This window comes from Streptomyces sp. 3MP-14 (genome assembly GCF_006334905.2).
GTDB lineage: Bacteria > Actinomycetota > Actinomycetes > Streptomycetales > Streptomycetaceae > Streptomyces > Streptomyces triticirhizae.
In genome coordinates, this window is record NZ_VDLZ02000006.1 from 191,913 (window position 1) to 207,780 (window position 15,868).

The 15,868-nt window shown below is 72.5% G+C and carries 22 protein-coding genes and 1 pseudogene; 20 read left to right on the top strand and 3 right to left on the bottom strand.

Translation table 11 applies throughout. From position 1 onward, the window contains the following. Positions 1–2: 2 nt before the first annotated feature. The 16 genes and pseudogenes from FH609_RS11675 to FH609_RS32115 all read left to right on the top strand — a co-directional run bounded on the left by FH609_RS11675 (position 3) and on the right by FH609_RS32115 (position 11,714). Positions 3–254, top strand: coding sequence for a hypothetical protein (locus FH609_RS11675; RefSeq protein WP_139667244.1), 252 nt, complete (start codon positions 3–5; stop codon positions 252–254). 15 nt (positions 255–269) lie between these two features. Then, positions 270–845, top strand: a complete 576-nt coding sequence (locus FH609_RS11680; protein ID WP_139667243.1) for a hypothetical protein — start codon at positions 270–272, stop codon at positions 843–845. Positions 846–864: 19 nt separating this feature from the next. After that, positions 865–1,200 (top strand): phage head closure protein, encoded by a 336-nt coding sequence (locus FH609_RS11685; protein ID WP_139667242.1) that lies wholly within the window; start codon positions 865–867, stop codon positions 1,198–1,200. After that, positions 1,197–1,343 (top strand): hypothetical protein, encoded by a 147-nt coding sequence (locus tag FH609_RS31035; RefSeq protein ID WP_193317854.1) that lies wholly within the window; start codon positions 1,197–1,199, stop codon positions 1,341–1,343. Before FH609_RS11685 ends, FH609_RS31035 begins: the two co-directional genes overlap by 4 nt. A 71-nt stretch (positions 1,344–1,414) precedes the next feature. After that, positions 1,415–1,765, top strand: coding sequence for an HK97-gp10 family putative phage morphogenesis protein (locus tag FH609_RS11690; protein ID WP_193317855.1), 351 nt, complete (start codon positions 1,415–1,417; stop codon positions 1,763–1,765). Then, positions 1,762–2,193, top strand: a complete 432-nt coding sequence (locus tag FH609_RS11695; protein ID WP_226961583.1) for a DUF3168 domain-containing protein — start codon at positions 1,762–1,764, stop codon at positions 2,191–2,193. The genes FH609_RS11690 and FH609_RS11695 overlap by 4 nt, the downstream gene beginning before the upstream one ends. A 28-nt stretch (positions 2,194–2,221) precedes the next feature. Then, the gene (locus FH609_RS11700; RefSeq protein ID WP_139667240.1) at positions 2,222–2,644 is read left to right on the top strand and encodes a phage tail tube protein; all 423 of its coding nucleotides are present in this window, start codon (positions 2,222–2,224) and stop codon (positions 2,642–2,644) included. 10 nt (positions 2,645–2,654) lie between these two features. Further along, positions 2,655–3,056, top strand: coding sequence for a hypothetical protein (locus FH609_RS11705; RefSeq protein WP_139667239.1), 402 nt, complete (start codon positions 2,655–2,657; stop codon positions 3,054–3,056). Between the two features lie 29 nt (positions 3,057–3,085). Beyond that, positions 3,086–3,361: a hypothetical protein gene (locus FH609_RS11710; protein WP_139667238.1), complete on the top strand. Its 276-nt coding sequence runs from the start codon at positions 3,086–3,088 to the stop codon at positions 3,359–3,361. Between the two features lie 13 nt (positions 3,362–3,374). Beyond that, a complete protein-coding gene (locus FH609_RS11715) occupies positions 3,375–5,345 on the top strand; it encodes a phage tail tape measure protein (protein WP_139667237.1) in 1,971 nt (656 codons plus the stop codon). 4 nt (positions 5,346–5,349) lie between these two features. Beyond that, positions 5,350–8,760: a hypothetical protein gene (locus tag FH609_RS11720; RefSeq protein WP_139667236.1), complete on the top strand. Its 3,411-nt coding sequence runs from the start codon at positions 5,350–5,352 to the stop codon at positions 8,758–8,760. 13 nt (positions 8,761–8,773) lie between these two features. Next, positions 8,774–9,307, top strand: a complete 534-nt coding sequence (locus tag FH609_RS11725; RefSeq protein ID WP_139667235.1) for a hypothetical protein — start codon at positions 8,774–8,776, stop codon at positions 9,305–9,307. Between the two features lie 55 nt (positions 9,308–9,362). Then, positions 9,363–10,151, top strand: a pseudogene (locus tag FH609_RS31620) (N-acetylmuramoyl-L-alanine amidase); the annotation flags it as partial. A gap of 344 nt (positions 10,152–10,495) precedes the next feature. Further along, entirely contained in the window at positions 10,496–10,720 is a 225-nt protein-coding gene (locus FH609_RS11735) for a holin (RefSeq protein ID WP_139667234.1), read from the top strand. A gap of 2 nt (positions 10,721–10,722) precedes the next feature. Beyond that, positions 10,723–11,070 carry a hypothetical protein gene (locus FH609_RS11740; protein WP_139667233.1) on the top strand — a complete coding sequence of 116 codons (348 nt, stop codon included), beginning with the start codon at positions 10,723–10,725 and terminating at the stop codon, positions 11,068–11,070. Continuing rightward, positions 11,067–11,714, top strand: a complete 648-nt coding sequence (locus FH609_RS32115) for a collagen-like protein (protein ID WP_139667232.1) — start codon at positions 11,067–11,069, stop codon at positions 11,712–11,714. The genes FH609_RS11740 and FH609_RS32115 overlap by 4 nt, the downstream gene beginning before the upstream one ends. A 57-nt stretch (positions 11,715–11,771) precedes the next feature. Here FH609_RS32115 and FH609_RS11750 read toward each other — a convergent pair whose 3' ends face one another. The 3 genes from FH609_RS11750 to FH609_RS11760 are packed head-to-tail and all read right to left on the bottom strand — an operon-like array spanning position 11,772 to position 13,401. After that, complete coding sequence (locus FH609_RS11750) at positions 11,772–12,620, bottom strand: helix-turn-helix domain-containing protein (RefSeq protein ID WP_139667231.1); 849 nt, start codon at positions 12,618–12,620, stop codon at positions 11,772–11,774. A gap of 18 nt (positions 12,621–12,638) precedes the next feature. Continuing rightward, complete coding sequence (locus FH609_RS11755; protein WP_139667230.1) at positions 12,639–13,163, bottom strand: DUF6879 family protein; 525 nt, start codon at positions 13,161–13,163, stop codon at positions 12,639–12,641. Further along, complete coding sequence (locus tag FH609_RS11760) at positions 13,135–13,401, bottom strand: hypothetical protein (RefSeq protein ID WP_139667229.1); 267 nt, start codon at positions 13,399–13,401, stop codon at positions 13,135–13,137. Before FH609_RS11760 ends, FH609_RS11755 begins: the two co-directional genes overlap by 29 nt. Positions 13,402–13,590: 189 nt before the next feature. Between FH609_RS11760 and FH609_RS11765 the strand changes: the two genes are divergently transcribed. The 4 genes from FH609_RS11765 to FH609_RS11780 all read left to right on the top strand — a co-directional run bounded on the left by FH609_RS11765 (position 13,591) and on the right by FH609_RS11780 (position 15,787). Further along, the gene (locus FH609_RS11765) at positions 13,591–14,337 is read left to right on the top strand and encodes a hypothetical protein (protein WP_139667228.1); all 747 of its coding nucleotides are present in this window, start codon (positions 13,591–13,593) and stop codon (positions 14,335–14,337) included. Further along, positions 14,334–14,744, top strand: coding sequence for a hypothetical protein (locus FH609_RS11770; RefSeq protein ID WP_139667227.1), 411 nt, complete (start codon positions 14,334–14,336; stop codon positions 14,742–14,744). The genes FH609_RS11765 and FH609_RS11770 overlap by 4 nt, the downstream gene beginning before the upstream one ends. 304 nt (positions 14,745–15,048) lie before the next feature. Then, positions 15,049–15,231 (top strand): hypothetical protein, encoded by a 183-nt coding sequence (locus FH609_RS11775; RefSeq protein ID WP_139667226.1) that lies wholly within the window; start codon positions 15,049–15,051, stop codon positions 15,229–15,231. A 37-nt stretch (positions 15,232–15,268) separates the two neighbouring features. Continuing rightward, positions 15,269–15,787, top strand: coding sequence for an NUDIX domain-containing protein (locus tag FH609_RS11780; RefSeq protein ID WP_139667225.1), 519 nt, complete (start codon positions 15,269–15,271; stop codon positions 15,785–15,787). Positions 15,788–15,868 lie beyond the last annotated feature (81 nt).

Genomic DNA, 15,868 nt, shown 5'->3' on the forward strand with positions numbered 1-15,868 from the left:
CGATGCGTATCCGCATCACCTCCGTCACCGCCGTCGCCGACGGGCACGGCCGCCGCTACACCACCGGGCAAGTCGTAGACGTGCCGGACGAGTTGGGCCGCGCCTGGTGCGCGGCCGGCCACGCCGAGCCCGACGCCGACGACGCCACCCCGCCACACCAGGAGCGGCCGAAGAAGCGCACCGCGACCCGCAGGGCGCCGCGCACCACGAAGCAGACAACGCAGTCGCCGACGACCGGCGATCAGCCCGAGTAGGACGGGGGTGCGGACGTGGCCGACCCGTGGATCACGCCCGAGGAGCTGCGGGCGCACCTCCGTCTCCCGACGATCGATGCCGAGGCGGCCGGCGAGGTGATCGCCGCCGCCCAGGCCACCATCCGCGCCGAGACCGACCAACACCTCGACCTCGTGGCAGACGCCGAGGTGGAACTGACCGGCGCCGGCGCGGCCGTGCTCGTCCTACCCGAACGCCCCATCACGGCCGTCACGACCGTGACGGTCGACGGGGCCGTTCTGGACCCGGCCGACTACCGGTGGGCTCGCCACGGCATCCTCACCCACCTGACCGGGGTGTGGCCGCTGGACTCGGCGGTGACCGTGGTCTGCACCCACGGCTGGAACCCCATCCCCGAAGCGGTGCGCCTGGTCTGCCGGCAGATCGCCGGCCGCGCCTACCTCGCCCCACCGGCAGCCGGCGGCAGCGGCCTGTACCAGGCTGAGTCCCTGGGCGACCGGTCAGTGACCTACGCCCGCGACAGCGCGGGCAACCCCATCACCGGCCAAGCCCCGACCGAGTACGAACGCGTCCTGCTGGCCCCCTACGCGCGCGGCCCCCGCAGCCGATAGCCGGAAGGAGGGGCGAACGGTGGACATCACGCACCTGTTGAACCGCCACCTCGCCGTGTGGCGCCAGACGACCGCCCCGGATGGGGCCGGCGGGCAGACGGTCACCTGGGCCCAGGCGGGCGAGGTGGCAGCGAAGGTGGACCAACCCTCAACCCGCGAGCGGGTGGTGGCGCAGCAGGCCGGGTCCGAGCACACCCATACCGTCTACACGCTGCCCGGCGCCGATGTGCGCCGTGGCGACCAGCTGCGCGACGGCGGCGAGCGGTACCGGGTGCTGTCGATCATCTCCCCGTCGACGCCGATCTACCGGCGCGCGGACGTCCACCTGATCCAGACCGAGGGGGAACCGCCGTGAGCACACCACCGCCCGAGCCTGCCGAGCTGCGTCAGCTCGCGCAGGACGTCGAACAGACCGAGGCCGAGCGGCTGATCGCCGTGCTGTTGGCGATCTCCGTGGATCTGTCGCGGGCGGTGCGGCTGCTGGGGAAGGGCCGCTGATGCCGCCCCGGCGGCGCGGTGGCCGGCGCGGTGGTTCCGCCGGCGGTCGGGGCGGGGCCGGCGGGATCACGGTGCGCCTGGAGGGCATCGAGGGTCTGCGCGGCCGGCTGGAGGAGCTACCCGACGAGGTGAAGGCCGCCCTGCGCCGCGCCGTGCGCGCCTCGGCCGAGGAGGTACGCGACCAGGTACGGCGGGGCGTGCGGGTCGATACCGGGCGCCTGCGCGACGCGGTGGACGTCACCTACCGGGACGAGGGGCTGACCGCCCGCGTCGGCTGGGACGGCGCGGGCGTCGCCTACGCCCGTTTCCAGGAGTTCGGCACGTCCAGCATCCCGGCCAACCCCCAGCTCCAGCCCGCTGTGGAGAGCGAGCGCGGACGGATCGTCGGCCGCATCCGCGAGGAAGTGAGGCGCGTCCTGTGACCACTCCTGTCGCCTCCTCAGCGTTGCTGCCCGTCCAACGCGCCCTGTACGCCCGGCTGACGGGCGACACGGCGCTGGCCGAGTTGGCGCCGGGCGGGGTGCACGACGGCGCGCCCGAGGGCACCCCCTACCCGTACATCGTGATCGGCGAGGCGATCGAGACCCCGGACAACACCCACGACGGTTACGGGCGGCAGGTGGTCTCCACCCTGCACATCTGGACCCGCGCACGCGGACACTCCCCCGGCCTGGCGATCCTCGCCCGTATGACGGAGCTGCTGGACCACCAGCCGCTCGGCGTCGACGGGTGGGACCACGTCGTGACCGGGTTCGAGTTCTCCCAGACGCTCACCGACCCCGAGCCGCCGGGCGACATCCGGCACATCCCCGCCCGCTGGCGGACCCGCGTGGACCTACCGCGCACCTGACCACCACTACCCCCGGGGAGGGGATCTCATGGCCGGCATCAACGGCTTCGGAACAGCGTTCCAGCACACGGTCGCGGGCGAGTTCGTCACGGTCGCCGAGTCCACCAGCATCAGCGGCCCCGGGCTGTCGAAGGAGGCATTGGACGCCACCACCCATCAGTCGCCGGACGCCCACATGGAGTTCGTCGGCGGGTTGGTCGACCCGGGCGAGGTCTCGGTGGACATCCGCTACGACCCGGCGCTTCATGACGCCCTGGTCGCGCACATGGCCGTCGACCAGCCGGAGCCCTACCGCATCGTCTGGCCCGACGCCCTGAACACCAGCTGGACGTTCGACGCGATCATGACCGGCTTCGAGCCGGAGGGCCCGTATGACGACCTGCTGACCGCCAGCTTGACGTTCAAGGTCAGCGGCAAGCCCTCCATCGGCCCCCTGGAAGACGAAGAGTAAGGAGCCCCCCGTGGCCCTGTTGACGAAGGACCAGATCACCGCCGCCGCCGACCTGGCGCATGAGGATGTGCCCGTGCCCGAGTGGGGCGGCACCGTCCGGGTGCGCGCCCTGACTGGGCAGGAGCGCGACGCGTGGGAGGCGTCCATGCTGCGCCTCGGGCCCAACGGGTCGGTCCAGGCGCGATCCACGAAGGGCGTGCGCGTCGGCCTGGTCGCCCGGTGCGTCGTGGACGAGGCCGGCGAGCGGCTGTTCACCGACAAGGACATGGCGACGTTGAACGAGAAGAGCGCCGCCGTGATCGAGCGGCTGGCGGCCGTGGCTCGCCGGCTGTCGGGGATCGGGAAGGAGGCAGCCGAGGAGGCGGCGGGAAAATCCGCGACGACCCCTGGCGACGGTTCCTCTTCCGACTAGCCCTCGCGCAAGGGCGGTCGGTAGCCGAGTTGCTGGCCACCACCACCAGCGCGGAGTTGACGGAGTGGATGGCCTACGAGCGGGTCACCGGCCCTCTCGGCCCGGAGCGCGGCGACGCGCTGCACGGTATCCAGACCGCTGCCCTGGTCAACGCCCAGAAGGGCAAGCGTGGGAAGCGGGCCCGGCCGCAGGACTTCATCCCCACCTGGGACAGCGGCGGCGGGGAGCAGACCCCGGACGAACAGCTCATGCAGGCCGTGTCCATCACGGCGGCGTTCGGCGGCACCGACACACGCACGCGGTAGGGGGTGGTGGGTGGTGGCGCTGCTGGATGAGCTGCTGGTCGCGATCGGCGTGGACGCCTCGGGGCTGACCTCGGGTGCGCGGGGCGCGGCCGACGACGTGGAACGCTCCCTAGGCGGCATCGCCGCCGCCGGGGCGGGCGCCGTGGTCGCCGGCGGGTTCGTGATGGGGATGCAGTCGGCAATGGACATCACGTCCGTCACCAGCCGCCTGGAAGACCAACTCGACCTCACCTCGGGCGAGGCGCAGCGGGCCGGCGATGTCGCCGGCGCCGTCTACGCCGACGGTTTCGGCGCCAGCCTCGCCGACGTCGGCGACTCCGTCGGCGCGGTCATCTCCTCCGTGGAGGACATGGGCGAGGCCACCGACGCCGAGCTGATCGGGATGACCCGGTCGGCCGAGGCCCTGGCCGCCCGGTTCGAGTTCGACGTGGCCGAGTCCGCGACGGCGGCCGGCGCGCTGATGAAGAACGGGATGGCCGGCGACGGCGCCGAGGCGTTCGATCTGATCGCCGCCGCCGCCCAGCAGGTGCCCGCCTCCATGCGCCAGGAGATCCCCGAACTCACCACCGAGTACGGCGAGTTCTTCGCGCAGCTTGGCGCCACCGGCCCGCAGATGATGGGCCTGCTGGCCGCCTCGGCCGAGAACCCGCTGTTTCAGCTCGACAAGCTGGGCGACGCGGTCAAGGAGTTCACGCTCAGGGTTGCGGACACGGAGGCGGTGGCCGAGCCGCTGGAGCGGCTGGGCCTGAACGTCGGCGAGATCCAGGAGTTGGTCAACACCGGCCAGGGCACGCAGGCGTTCGACCAGATCGTCACCGCGCTCGCCGACGTCGACGACCAGACCGATCGGACGATGCTGGCGTTCGAGCTGATGGGCGGCCCGGGCGAGGATGCCCAGGCCACGCTCACGGCGCTGGGTGAGGCCGGTGGTTTCGCGGGCACCGAGCTGGGCGATGTCGCCGGCGCCGCCTCGGACATGGCCGCCTCCATGGAGGCCGACCCGGCCCAGCAGATGGACGCCGCCGTGAGGACGCTCCAGATGACGTTGGGCACCGCGCTGCTGCCCGTGCTGTCGGCCGCCTCCGGGTTCTTCGCGCAGAACCAGGGCTTGATCTCGGCGATAGCCCCGGCGGTGCTGATCCTGGCCGCCGCGATCGCCGCCTGGGTCGCGATTCAGTGGTTGCTGAATTTTGCCCTCACGGCCAACCCCATCGGGCTCGTGGTCGTCGCGATCGGGCTGCTCGTCGCGGCGATCGTCTACATCGCCACCCAGACCACGATCTTCCAGACCATCTGGCAGGCGATGTGCGACGGCGTGATCGCCGCGTGGAACTGGTGCGTTGACTTGGTCAAGGCCGGCTTCGAGATCGCCAAGACGATCTTCCTGAACTGGCCCGGGCCGGGGTTGCTCATCAAGCACTTCGACACCATCCGCTCGGCCGTGCGCAACGTGATCAACTTCTTCAAAACCGCCTGGCAGGGCGGCATTGACGCGGTCACGAACATCTTCGGCGGGTTGAGGGACCTGCCCGGGCGGGCGGAGGACTGGTTCGACGGCCTCGGCGACCGCATCGGCGGCGCCCTGTCCGGCGGCTTCAAGTCCGGGATCAACTCGATCATCTCGGGCTGGAACGGGTTGTCCTTCACCCTGCCCAAGGTGGACTTGGGTCCGCTCGGGAGCATCGGCGGCGGCACCCTCCACACCCCGAACGTCCCCTACCTGGCGGCCGGCGGTGTCACCACCGGCCCCACCCTGGCGATGATCGGCGAAGGCCCCGAGGACGAGGCGGTGCTCCCCCTGTCCCGGCTGGACGGGATGCTGCGCTCGGTCGCTGACCCCGTGCGCAGGGCCGGCGACGGCCGCGCTGAACAGCGCGTGGTGCTGGAGTTGGACTTCGCCGGTGGCGACGACGACCTGGTGCGCCTCTTCCGCCGCGCGGTGCGGGTGCGCGGCGGTTCCGTGCAGACCGTGTTGGGAGGCTGAACGAGTGCCTGAGCTGCGCTATGAGATCAACACCGGTGGGCAGTGGGAGGACATCACGGCGGACGTCCGCACGAGGGAGGCCACCCGCATCACCCGGGGCCGACCAGACGGCGCCAACACCGCCGACCCCGGGTCGTGTTCGTTCCAGCTGAACAACGGGATCTCCCGCGTCACGGGCGCCGTGGGCCGGTACTCGCCGCGCAACCCGAGGAGCGACCTGTACGGGCGGATTGGCCGCAACACCCCGGTCAGGGTCAGCGTGCGGGCGGGGGCGCCGTACCTGCGCGTCCCCGCCGCGCCGGTCGGCAGGCTGTCCACGCCCAGCTCGGCCGCGCTGGACACCACAGGGGATCTGGACGTGCGCGTGGAGTGGGCGCCTGACCAGATCGGCACCATCACCCAAGAGGTGGCCGCCCGCTACCACACCGGCCGGACGCGTATCTGGCGTCTGCTGCTGGAGCTGGACGGGCGGCTGTATGTCGCCTGGTCACCCGACGGCAGCTTCTATCCAGAGTTGAACGTGCCCTCGACCGCGCCCATCACCAGCGGCCCCGGCCAGCGGATCGCGCTGCGCTTCACCCTGGACATCGACAACGGGAACGGCGGGCACACCCTCACCTACTACACCGCGCCGACGATGGCGGGCCCCTGGAGCGTGCTGGGCGCCCCGCACATCGGCGCCGGCACCACCAGCGTCATCACCGGCGGCGACGCCGACCTGGAGCTGGGCAACGCCACGGACCTCGGGTTTCAGCAGGCGGCCGGCCGCTACTACGCATTCCAACTCCGGGACGGGATCGACGGCCCGCCGCTCACCGATGTGGACCTGACGGCGCAAACGCCCGGCGCCACGGCGTTCACCGACGCCGCTGGGGTGCCCTGGACCGTGGTGGGCGGCGCCGAGGTGACGGACTGGTACCCGCGCTGGGTCGGGGAGATCCCGGCCTGGCCGCCCCGCTGGTCCCCCGGCGACACCGACATCTGGGTGCCCGTAACCGCCGCCGGCATACTCCGGCGCCTCGGCCAAGGCGCCCGCCCCCTCCAGTCCACGCTACGCCGCCGCATCCCCTCAACGGACGTACTGGCGTACTGGCCGCTGGAGGATGGCGCCGAGGCGACCGAGGCCGCTTCGGCGCTTGCGGGCGGGCAGCCGGCAACGATCGCGAACCTGGACATGGCCGCCGCCTCGGACCTCCCCAGCTCGGCGCCACTGCCGGTGCTCCAGCAGGGCGCGACGTTCCTCGCCCCACTGCCCTCACTGCCCAACCCGGCGCTGGGGTGGCGGGCGGAGATGGCCTACCGACTCGACACCCTGCCCAGCTCCAGCGCGGGGTGGTTCCGCGTCGACACCACCGGCGGCGGCATTGCCACCATCACCGGGTACATCGGCGGCGGCGAGGCGCGGATCATCGCCCGCGACGAGGACGGAGCCGTGGTGGCCCAAGGCTGGTGGAACGATTCCACCGCGCTGGCCGCCGCCTACGGCCGCTGGTGCCGGGTGCGGCTGGTCGCCGTGCCCATCACGGGCGGCTGGGACTACCGGCTGTGGTGGACCCCCATCGGCACCTCGGAGAACTGGTACACCAGCACCTCCAGCAACGTCGGCCCACTGCCGTTCACGCGGCCGCGCCGGATCAACTGCCAGTGGCCTACCGCCCTGGTCGGGATGCCCGTCGGGCACATCACCTACATCAACAACCCGAGCCTGGACGTATACGGCGCGGGGTCCGGCGGCCCCGACGACGGGCACCGGTGGGAGACCGCGCCAATACGGATGCGCCGCCTGGCCACCGAAGAGCAACTACCCATCGCCACCCCCGGACTCAACGGGAGCGGATACACCTGGCTGGGCCCCCAGCGCATCGCCACCGTGCTGGACCTGGTCCGGCAGGCGGCCGAGGCCGACGGCGGCGAACTGACCGAGCTGCGCGACCAGATCGGGCTCGGCTACCGGCCCCGCCTGGCCCAGTACAACCGGCCGCCCGACCTCGCGCTGGACTACGCCGCCGGGCACATCGCCCCACCCATCGAACCCCAGGACGACGACCAAGACGTCACCAACGACATCACCGTCACTCGCACCAGTGGATCGTCGGCGCGGGCGGTGCTGGAATCCGGGCCGCTGTCCATCCAGGCTCCGCCGGCGGGCATCGGCGTCTACGACTCCAGCGTGGATCTCAACGTCGCCAGCGACGGGCAGCTCGACCAGATCGCCGCCTGGCGCCTCCACCTCGGCACCCCCGACGAGATGCGCTACCCCGTCATCCGGCTCAACCTCCGCAACCAGCGGATGGCCGAGCACATCCAGCGCTACCTCGACCGGGTGGACGTCGGCGCCCGCATCACCATCGCCAATCCGCCGTCCTGGCTGCCGGCGGTCGACATCGACCTGATCGCGCAGTCCTACACCGAGATCCTGAACGCTGACACCTGGGACGTGGAGCTGGCCTGCGCCCCAGCGTCCGTCTGGCGCACCGCCGAAGTAGGGGAGACCAACCCGGCGGACGACGACGCCCCCGCGTGCATCGACACCGACGGCTCGACGCTGGCGGCCGACGCCGCGCCGGACGACGACCGGCTGATCGTGCAGACTCTCGACGGCCCCGTGTGGGTGACCAGCGCCGGGCCGGCGCCGACGGCCGTCGCCGGCGACCTGCCCGTGGACCTGGCCGTGGGCGGCGAAGTCGTCACGGCGACCGCCGTCGAGCCGTTCGTGTGGGACGACTTCGCCCGCACCGAGGCGTCCGGCTGGGGCGATCTCCCGTGCACCACCCCGGTGTCATGGGTGCTGACCGGTGGCGCCCCGGCCGACCGCACGGTGGCCGGCGGCCGAGGCATCGTCGCCCTGCCAGCGCCGAACGCGCCGCGCTTCCAGTACGTGTCGACCTGGAGCCATGCCGACGCCGAGGTGCTGGTGTCCATCACCCCCAGCGCCGTCGCCACCGGCGCCCCGCTGCTGGTCGGCTCGATGCTGCGGATCTCCGGCGCGGAATGGTACTGGCCCCGGCTGATCCTCGGGCTCGGCGGCAGCGTCAGCCTGGAGATCGCCCGAGGGTTGACGCCGATCAGCGCCCTGGTGCCCACCGGCCGCACCTACGCGGGCGGCACGACCTGGTGGCTGAGGGGCCGCACCGTCGGCTCCACGATCCAGGCCAAGGCGTGGCCGGCCACCGTGCGGGAGCCGATGGGCTGGCAGGTAACCGCGACCGACACCGTCATCACCTCCGGGTTCGTCGGGGTCGTCGCCATGACCTCGACGGGCAACAGCAACTCCGGGCTGACGATCGCGTTCGACGGGTTCGAGATGGTCAGCCCGCAGCTGATGACCGTCGAGCGTTCCGTCAACTCCGTGTCCAAGAGCCACGCCTCCGGCACGGACATCCGCCTGCACCGCCCCATGATCGTCGCCCTGTAGGGAGGCCCCTGCCATGACCACACCCCCGCCGATCGTCCGCCCCGGACAACGCCTCTCGGCCAGCATCATGAACCAAGCCTTCCTCATCGGCCGGCTCGTCTTCTCGGCCTATCGCGATGCCGAGCAGCAGATCTCCAGCAACACCGTCGGCCAGTCCGCCGACGCCCTCCAGTGGGACAACGTCTCCGTGGACCTGCTGGGCGGCTGGTCCGCCGCCCAACCGGGCAGGTACCGGCCCACCGTCTCTGGCTGGTACAAGGTCACCGGCACCGTCAGCCTGCAAAGCGCGAGCGGCGGCTCCCCACTGCTGCGCGGCGCCTCGTGGCGGCTCAACGGCGCCCTGCCGCCCGCCGCCACCACCCGGCCGTGGGTCGGCGGCGGCGGCACGACCTACTTGGCCTTCGCCGCCCCGGACCTGCCGCTGGCGTGCAACGGGGTCGGTGACTACTTGGAGTTGTGCCCCTTCCAGAACTCGGGCAGTGCCGTGCCGACGGCCACCGGGTCGACCCGGCCCAGCATCGCCATCTACTACGCCGGACCCGCCTGACCACCCCCGCCCCGCCCCCGCCCCGGCGCGGGGCCGACCCATGAGAGGAGGCCGCATGGCCACCCCGCTGACCGCCGACCGGCTGCTGGCCGCGCTGCGCGCCGAGGGCGTCAAGATCGTGGAACACCGCAGCTGGCGCACCCACAACCGCAACCACAAGGGCCGCTGGGGCCCGGTCAACGGCGTCATGCTGCACCACACCGTGACCACCGGCACCGAGGCGTCCGTTCGCCTCTGCTACGAGGGGCACAGCGCGCTGCCTGGGCCGCTGTGCCACGGCGTCATCGCGAAGGACGGCACGGTGTACCTGGTGGGCAACGGCCGCGCGAACCACGCCGGTTCGGGCGACGGGGACGTGCTCCAGGCGGTGATCGACGAACGCCCGCTGCCGGCGGACAACCAGGCGAACACCGACGGCAACGCGCGGTTCTACGGATTCGAGTGCGTCAACCTCGGCGACGGCAAGGACCCCTGGCCGGCCGCCCAGGTCGAGGCGATGGTTCGCGCGTCGGCGGCGATCTGCCGGGCCCACGGCTGGGGGAAGAAGGGCGACACCTCGGTCATCGGCCACGCGGAGTGGCAGCCGGGAAAGGTCGACCCGCGCGGGCCCGGCGTCTCCATGGGCGACATCCGGCGCCGGGTCGCCCAGCGCCTCCAGCACCCGGCCAGCTGGTCCCCGGGCGACACCACCACCCCGACGACCCCGCCCCCGACCGAACAGCCCGAGGAGGCCCGGCCCATGGACCGCTACTACGAGAAGTCGACGCCGCTGACGCTCACCGCCGGCGCCTGGACCACGGTGACGTGGGACCGGTACCACGTGCAGGGCAAGGGCTGGACGGAGAAGAAGGCCGAGCAGACGCTGTTGCACGGCGCGCACGCCTTCGTGCTCGGCGTGGGGTTCCGCGTCGACGGCATGGAGTCCGGCGAGGAAGTGCAGGTCCGGATCGCGCGCAACTCCCGGCCAGCGGGCGGGGACTGGAAGCGCGCCAAGAGCTGGCCGATCGGCAGCCCGGTCCATGCCGGCGGCCGGGGGCACTTCGTGCACACCTGGCCCGGGATGCTGCCCGGCACCGACGACAACCGGCTGGTCGTGGACCTGCTGAACCTCACCGACCGCGACCTGACCGTAGACGAGCTGACCGCCAGCCTGCTGGCCTGGCCGGCCTGACGAACGGAGAGACGACGATGACGACCTGGACTTGGTGGCGCGCCACCCTGGAGCGCGCCGTGCGCACCGCCGCGCAGACCCTCGTGGCCGTGCTCGGCGCCGGCGCCGTGGACATCCTCACCGTGGACTGGCCGGCGGCATTCGCGACCGCCGGCGGCGCCGCGCTCCTCGCGGTGCTGACCGCCGTGGCCACCCCGGGCGGGCCCGGCGCCACGGAGACGCCCACGCCGCCGAGGGGGTGACCGTGGATGAGCCGACCCTGGGCGAGATCGCCCGCCGCCTGGCCGACGTGCACGCCGACCTCAAAGAGGACGTCAGGGATCTCGCTGGGCGGCTCGACTCCCGCGTCTCCATGGAGCGCTACCAGTTGGAGCAGCAGGCCCGCGACGAGGCGCTACGACTCCTGGTCGAGCGTGTGAAGGGCATCGAGGAGGCGCGCGCCGAGGAACACCGGCAGCGGGACGCAGACCAGCGGGCGGCCGACCAGCGCCGTCAGGCGGACAGGCGGCTGGTGTTCACCGCGCTCATCGCGCCGGTCGCGCTGCTGCTCCTCCAGGTGTGGATCTCCGCGCGGGGAGCTGGTGCCGCATGAGACCGACGAGGAGACCGCGCCGCGCTGACCTCGGGTACGCCTTGGGCGTGGTCGGCGCCGTCGCGGTGCTGGCCTGGATCGTGGTCACCATGCAGGGTTTGGCCGACGACCTACGGGCGGCGAACACCGCGCGGGACGCGCTGGCGGCCCAGGTGCAGCGGCTCGGGGGCGATCCGGTGGCCGGCCCGCCGGGGTCCCGGGGCGAGGCCGGGGACGTCGGCCCGCCGGGCGAGCGCGGCCCCACCGGCCCGCAGGGTCCGCGCGGCCTACCCGGTGAGGACGGCGCCCCGGGTGACGACGGGGCCGACGGCCCGGCCGGGGAACCCGGGGGCGACGGGGAGCCGGGCGCGGCCGGCACCCCCGGCACGGACGGCGCCACCGGCCCACCCGGACCGCAGGGCCCCGCCGGCGAACCAGGCCCCGCAGGGCCCTCAGGCGAGCAGGGACCCGCCGGCGAACGCGGCCCCGCAGGCCCGCCGCCGACCAGCTGGACATGGACCGGCCCGGACGGCACGACGTACCGGTGCACGCCCGTGTCCTCGGGCTCGACGGACTACGCCTGCTCGCCGACCTCGACCCCGGAGACTCCGCCCACCGGCGGTGGTCTCCTCGGCGCGCTGGACCCCGCACGACGGCAGTGGTAGACGACAACGCCCCCGCCCGCTGGCCAACCGGCCGGTGGGCGGGGGCGGTCCGTCATGTCACCGCAGGGCCTCGATCGCGCGGAGGATCAACGCCCGCGCATCCGCCCCGTACACAGCCAGCGACCGCAGTTCCTCGAATGCCCGCAGATAAAGCGCAACCTCCGACGGCTGAGTAACCGTCACGCGTGCAGTCAGCAACTCCACGGCGACCAAGTCGTCGTAGACGTGGAAGGTCTCCAGTGGCCGGATCGGCCGGTCGGCCAGGCTGGCCGGAACGATCCCCAGCGAGACGGCCGGCAGCGCACCCGCAGTGAGAAGGTAGCCGAGCTGGCCAGCCATCACCTCTGTGTTCCCCAACTGGTAGTACATCGCCGCCTCTTCGACGACGAGGATGAACCGGTGCCCCGGCTGGTGCACGATGCGAGACCGTTCGACACGAGCTGCTGCGGCATCGTCCACGTCGTCAGGCGCTCGATGAAAGCGTGCGATGCCGCGCAGCAACGCGGCCGCGTAGCCCTCGGTTTGGAGGATGCCCGGGACGATGCGTGTGGAGTAGACCCGGAACGTCTCTGTCGCCTCGAAGAGTTCGCCATAGCTCTCCTGGAGCTGTCGCAAGCCGGTACGCATCGAGCGGCGCCACTCGGTGTACATAGATGACGCGTTTCGGGATGCGGCAACGATGTCGTCAGCTTGGTCATCTGCTGAACACGCACGGCACCATCGGCGAATGTCGTCTGTAGAGGGTGTGGAGCGGGTGTTCTCAATGCGACTCGTCTTGGCGTGGTGCCAGCCGCAGCGGCTGGCCAGTTCAACGATCGTCAGTCCAGCGTCTTGGCGTAGCTCTCTTAGGCGCCTACTCACCGCTTCGCGGGCGGCTTGCGCTGCGGACGATGCTGATGCGGTCACGAACTGGCCAGCCTGCCGTCAACGGATCTTGTACTCGTCGTGCGGGAGGGCGCGTCCCCACACCTCCTCGAAGGCTGCCGCGCACAGCCTCGCGACGTCAGGGGCGTTGTCGAGTTCGTGCCCGGTCACCGCGCCGTCGCCGCTGAAGTAGCCGAAGCGGACGAGCCGACCGTCGAAGAGCCAGTAGTCGGTGCCCGGCAAGAGCAGTCTCGATGCCTGCTCCCGGGGCAGCCACCGAACCAGCTCGCCGGCGAACTGGTTCACTGAAGTGCCGGCGTGTTCGTATCGGATGTACTCGCTCGCGGGCTCTGACACCACCCTGGCCCGCCGCACCGAGACGCCTCGGGCCACGGTTCGCTGCACCAGGCCGACCCAGTCACGCCAGTATGCGGAGTCGGGTCCTGAGCGCTCCCCGGTCTGCCGCCAGTGCTCCATCTCCGCGTTCTCCGGGCTGACCGCGTAGACGTCTCGCATCTCTAGATGCACTGCCGATTCGGTCGCGGAGTCCAGCAGGTCAGCGATCGGTGGGACTGTCGAGGGCATCCAGCGCCTTCCTCAGGATCGGTGCCATGCGCGCGGGGATTCGGATGATGGTTTCGTGGTCAGGCACGGCCGCTTCGTGCCCGGGTGCGGTGCCGCCTTCGCTGTAGCAGCGGGTGGCCTCCTCTTCTGTTGCTGTCCATCCCTGGATCAGCAGCTCGCCAGCGTCAGTGTTCGCCCACACCGTCGGGCTATCGCCGTGCTCCGACTCGGGGTCGATCCCAATGAACCGTACCGGCATAACTCGGCCTCCCGGTTTTCGGTTTGCGGTTATGTGCGGAACTCTTCAGGGGCTCAACGATTGCGTCAAGACCGCGTCGTATGCGTGTGCGACGAGGCGCGATTGTGCGCACATGGCTGCACATCGCTGGCATCGAGCGCAGAGCGCTCCCTACCGTCCTTGGCACACGCCTTGGTGGGAGGAACCGGCATGGACGAGACCGCGCACGACGAGTGGATGCCCACCGGGGCCGACCCGGTGACGCTGCCGGCCGGCCGCTGGTGGGATGCGGTGCGTGCCCAGCTGCCCTTGTGGGCGCCGGTGGTCGAGCGGGTTCGTCACCAGCCGGGCATCCGCGACCGTCGGGCCGGTACCGTGACGTGGCTGGTGCCCCAGGGGGCTGCCGTCTGGTGGGTGCTGCCCCCGGGGCTGGACCTGCTGCCGGCAGGCGCCGAGCTGCTGGTGCCGCCTGCCGAACGCCTCGGCCCGGGCGGCGCCGTCTGCTGGACGACGCCGCCCGGCCCGCGCCAGGGAATCGCGGACCCCGAGGCGCTGATGGCCGCGATCCACGCCGCCCGCGTCGCCGAGTGGATGCCCGCCCGGGCCGCGACCTGGCTGCCCGTCGGCCGCTGGTGGGACGCGCTGACCGCGCCCCGCGCCCGCGCCTGGAGCGCAGCCAGCCGCCTGGAACGCGCCCCCGCCATCGCCTCGGCCGAGGAGACGCTGACGTGGCTGGTGCCCGCCCAGTCCCTTGACCCGGCCGACCTGCCGCCCGGGACCACGCTGCGAGCCGAGGGCCGCATGGAGATCCCGCCCGCGACGGCCGCGCGCACCGGCCCGTACACCAGCGTGCCGCCGCTGCACTGGACCATCCCGCCCGAGGACCGCGCCGTGATCGCCCCGCCCAACAGGTTGCTGCGCGAACTGCGGGCCACGCTGCCGAGGGCCGCGCGGTGAACGCGCCGCCCGCCTGGATGCCCAGCGCGCTCCAGGGCGCGACCGTCCTGCCGGCCGGGGTGCACTGGGACGCCGTTCGCCTACCGCTGGGTCGGGGGATGCCCGTGGTGGACGTCCTGCCGACCACCCCCGTCATCCGCAACCAGGCCACCATGCCGGCTGGCTCCCTCGCCTGGCTCATCCCGGTGGGCAGCGCCGACACCTGGCCCGACCTGCGCCAGGTGGACGTGCTGCGCGGCACCCGCGCGGGGCGTCGCCTCACGGTGCCCGCCGCGACGGAGGTCTGGACGCGCTGGGACGGCGGGCCGGCCACCAGCTGGCGCATCCCACCCCGAGGCCAGCCGCTCGCCGACCCGGCCGCACTGCTGGCCGCGCTCGACCGGGTGCTGGGCGGTGCGCTCCGGTGACCGCCGCCCCGCCGCCGTAGCCCGGCGGCCCCCGTTCTCCCGCCGCCCGGTGGCCTACCCAAGCGCTGGCCCCGGCCCCGGCCGGCGGGACGCCCGCCCCGCGCACCCCACCTCCGCGCGGGGCGGGCACCCACCCGCCCGCCGGCCCGCCCGTCGGCGGGCGGGCACCACCCCACCGCCCGGAGACCGCGTGATCGCCCTCGCCCTCACCACCACCCTCGCCGCCAGCTACCTAGCCGCGAGCTGCTGGCTGTTCGGCGAGTTCATCATCCGAATCCGCCGGGCCGACAGAGAGGACTAGACGATGACCGACTACGACGCTGCCGCCCACCTGTCCGACGACGAGGCGATGCGGGTGGCGGCGGACCTGGGCGCCGCCGCCTCCATCATCCACAGCGATACGGCGACGAGCGAAGCGCGGGGCTTCGCCGCTGACATCGCCTCCGACGCGGCCGACAAGGCGAAGACCCCGCGCGACGACAACTGACCCGACTCCCCACCCAACAGAGAAAACGGACATAGCCATGGCCCACGCGGACATCGACCCCGCAGCCCCGCCCGCCCGCCGTATCGGCGCCCTCGTCTACCTGGAAGACCCGGACGGACGGGTGCTGCTCGTGCAGCCCACCTACAAGGAGGGGGGCGTCTACCAGCTGCCCGGCGGCGGCGCCCACGCCGACCAGCCCTCCTACGAGGCGGCCGAACGGGAACTGCTGGAGGAGACCGGCCTCAGCCTCCAGGTCACCGGCGTCGTGGTCGCCGGCGACTGGGTGCCCGCCCGTGCCGCCCAGGCGGAGGGGTACAACACCGTCTACACCATCGGCCGCCAGCTCACCCCGGCCGAGGCCGCCCAGGCCGCGATCCCCGAGCCGGCCCGCGACGAACTCTCGGACCTTCGGTTCGTCGCCCTCGCGGACGTGGACGAACTCTGCGCTCCGTATCAGTCCCGCCGCATCCACGAGGCCCAGTCGGCCGTCGCGGCCGGCCGGGTCCTGCCCGTCCTGCGGCTCGGCGAACGCGCCCGCGACCGCGACGCGGCCTGATCCCAGCTCCGGACCCCTCGCGCGGTGCTGGCTGTCACCGCGCGAGGACGCGGCCGGGCCCGGCCGCACGAACAACGCCCC